The sequence below is a fragment of the Rhizobacter sp. P3_B12 genome, from assembly GCF_056402895.1.
The window spans coordinates 1-2736 of the sequence record NZ_JBFUGN010000841.1; the positions used below are offsets into that span (position 1 = coordinate 1).

At 71.8% G+C, this 2736-nt stretch carries 4 protein-coding genes and 1 pseudogene; all 5 read right to left on the reverse strand.

All coding sequences use genetic code 11. The features are described 5' to 3' along the window. Positions 1-840, reverse strand: an 840-nt coding sequence (locus AC1D01_RS28860; RefSeq protein WP_477872536.1) for an alanine racemase, incomplete at its 3' end; no start/stop codon positions are given. Then, a complete protein-coding gene (locus AC1D01_RS28865; RefSeq protein WP_477872538.1) occupies positions 837-1526 on the reverse strand; it encodes a histidine phosphatase family protein in 690 nt (229 codons plus the stop codon). The genes AC1D01_RS28865 and AC1D01_RS28860, both read right to left, overlap by 4 nt. Before the next feature lie 78 nt (positions 1527-1604). Continuing rightward, the gene (locus AC1D01_RS28870; protein ID WP_477872540.1) at positions 1605-2243 is read right to left on the reverse strand and encodes a YbhB/YbcL family Raf kinase inhibitor-like protein; all 639 of its coding nucleotides are present in this window, start codon (positions 2241-2243) and stop codon (positions 1605-1607) included. Between the two features lie 12 nt (positions 2244-2255). After that, the gene (locus AC1D01_RS28875) at positions 2256-2579 is read right to left on the reverse strand and encodes a DUF1840 domain-containing protein (RefSeq protein WP_477872542.1); all 324 of its coding nucleotides are present in this window, start codon (positions 2577-2579) and stop codon (positions 2256-2258) included. Then, positions 2576-2736, reverse strand: a pseudogene (locus AC1D01_RS28880) (SAM-dependent methyltransferase); the annotation flags it as partial. The pseudogene AC1D01_RS28880 and the gene AC1D01_RS28875, both read right to left, overlap by 4 nt.

Genomic DNA, 2736 nt, shown 5'->3' on the forward strand with positions numbered 1-2736 from the left:
GTCGACCACCGCATGCGACGCGCCGCGGCTCACCACCTGGCTCTTGACGAACAGCGCATGCTCGAACACCGGCGCGCCCGGCGTCGGCTGGTTGTCGGCGTAGTCTCGGTCCATGAACAGGTAGCTGCCGGCCTGCAGCTCGCCGTACAGGCCGCTGGCCGCCTCCAGCGCGAAGCTGCCGCTGCCGGCGCCGGTGACCAGCGGGCACGCGATGCCGGCCCCGGTGACCGAGGCCTGCGCCGCGCGCACCAGCGCCACCGCATGGCGGATCGCCGCCGCACGTTCGTCGGCGGAGCGCAGGTGCTGGGCCTTGCCGTGGTAGGCCTGCAGCCCGGCGAGGCGCAGGCCGTGCGACACCACCTGGTGCGCGAGCGCGCCGGCCGCTGTGGGTGCGACGCCGCAGCGGCCCTGCCCGACGTCGATCTCGACGAACACCTCGAGTGAGGTGCCGGCCGCCTTCAGCGCGAGCGCGAGGCGGTCGATGCCGAGGGATGAATCGACCGCGATCGCGAGCCGGATGCGGCCGGCCAAGGCCGCCACGCGCGCGAGCTTGGCCGCATCGACGATCTCGTTGCTGATGTAGATGTCGCCGACGCCGCCGGCCGCCAGTGCCTCGGCCTCCGACAGCTTCTGCACGCACACGCCGACCGCGCCGGCCGCGACCTGCAGCGCGGCGATGCGGGCGCTCTTGTGCATCTTCGCGTGCGGGCGCAGCTTCAGGCGATGCTCGCGGGCGAACGCGGCCATGCGCGCCAGGTTGCGCTCCATCGCGTCGAGGTCGATCACCAGCGCCGGTGTCGGCACGGCCGCGACCGGATCGCCGACGCGCGGCTGCATCATGCCGCGTGCCCGACGCGGTCGGTGGCGGCCAGGCCGGTCGCGTTGCCGGGGTCGTCGAGCGACGGGCCGTCCAACCCATCGAAATGGTGCGTGTCGTTCCAGCCGACCAGCGTGAAGCCCTCGGGCGTGTAGAGCAACCGGTTGATGCTGGCGTTGCCGAGCTGCCAGGAGCGCGGCGCCTGCAGGTCGATGCGGGCCGCGGCGCGGTACAGGCAGTCCATCACGCCGCCGTGCGCGACGATCGCGATGCTGCTGCCGAGGTGGGCCTCGGCCAGCCGCGTCACCGCGCCGACGCAGCGGGCGGACAGCTGCTGCAGGTTCTCGCCGCCTTCGGGGCCGTAGTCGGGATCGCGCCGGCGCCAGCGCAGGCTCTGCTCGGGCCAGCGGGCCTCGATCTCGGCGAAGGTCCAGCCTTCGAAGATGCCGAAGCTGCGCTCGCGCAGGCCGGCGTCGGCATGCACCGGCAGCCCGTGCGGCCGCGCGACCGCCTGCGCGGTCTCGAACGCGCGCTGCAGGTCGCTCGCGAACACGATGTCGACCTGCTCGTGCGCCAGCGCGGCGCCCAGCCGGCCGGCCTGCCAGCGGCCCTTGTCATTCAGCGGAATGTCGGTGTGGCCCTGGATGCGGCCATCGACATTCCAGGCGGTCTCGCCGTGGCGGATCGCGAGGATTCGAGTGAGCTGCATATCAGCCGGCGCCGAGCCGCCTCAAGGCGGCTGATCGCCCTCTCGGGGGGCAGGAGCGAAGCGACGTGGGGGTTGTCATCAAATCAGTCGGCGATTGAGGGTGTAGGTGCCGGAATGCGTGGCTTCCGCCAGCACGTGCCGGGCGATCGCCTCGCGCGCCTGCGCGCCGCTGAACACGCCGTCGACCGGCGTGCGCGCCACGTCGAGCGCGTACAGCGTGAACACGTAGTGGTGCACCAGCGAATCGTTGAACGGCGGGAACGGGCCGTCGTAGCCGAAGTACTGCCCCGCCATCTCGGCATTGCCGGCGAACCAGCCGGTGTAGTCGTTCAGGCCGTGCCGCGCGCCGTGCAGCGCCTGCGGGCCCGGCTTGCCGCGCGCGCTGAAGCCGCGGCTGAACTCGCCCTCGGCGATCGCCGAGAGGCCGGCCGGCAGGTCGACCATCACCCAATGGAAGAAGTCGACGCGCGGCAGGTCGCTCGGCACCTCGCGGTCGGCCTGGTTCACGTCGTCGCCGCGGCTCGGCACGTCGAAGTCGTGGCAGATCAGCGCGAGCGATTGCGTGCCCTGCGGCACCTCGCTCCATGCCAGGTGCGGGTTCAGGTTGTCGGAAAAAACGACACCCGAAGCGACGCCCGTCGCACCCTCCAGCCGCCCGGCTGCATAGCGCGCCGGAATCCGGTCGCCGTTGATCCAGCTGTCGCTCCACAGTTTCATCGCTGCTCCTCCTCAGACACCCCAGGTGATGCCGGCATCGGCCGGTTGCGAACGCTTCATCATCTCGACCAGCGGCCAGGCGCGCTGGCGCAGGCCCACGCCCTCGGCGGGCGGCAGCTTCCTGCCTTCGGCGGCCGCCTCCTGCTCGGCCTGCTGGCGCGCCGCCTCGTCCTGCGCGATCGCGGCTTCGAGCGCCGCGATGGCCGCCGGCATCTGCGCCGGCTCGATGAYGCCCGTCGCACCCGGCGCCTTGCCGATCAGGCGCAGCACCTGGTCGCCGTTCGGGCCCATCATGATCACGTCGCCGGCCGCCTTCGATTTGAACTTGTAGATCATCGGTACATGTACTCGCGGTTGAACGGGAATTCGGATTGTGCGCCGCGCATCGGCCCGCGCGCCGGGTTGCCGTCCGGCCGCGCGGCCAGCATCTGGAACAGCGAGATCCAGCCCTGCTCGAAGCACATCGCGCTGCCGGCCAGGTAGAGCCGGTAGG

Coding starts and splice junctions, on each gene's coding strand:
- AC1D01_RS28870 (WP_477872540.1), bottom strand. CDS start 2,243: ATGAAACTGTGGAGCGACAGCTGGATCAACGGCGACCGGATTCCGGCG.
- AC1D01_RS28865 (WP_477872538.1), bottom strand. CDS start 1,526: ATGCAGCTCACTCGAATCCTCGCGATCCGCCACGGCGAGACCGCCTGG.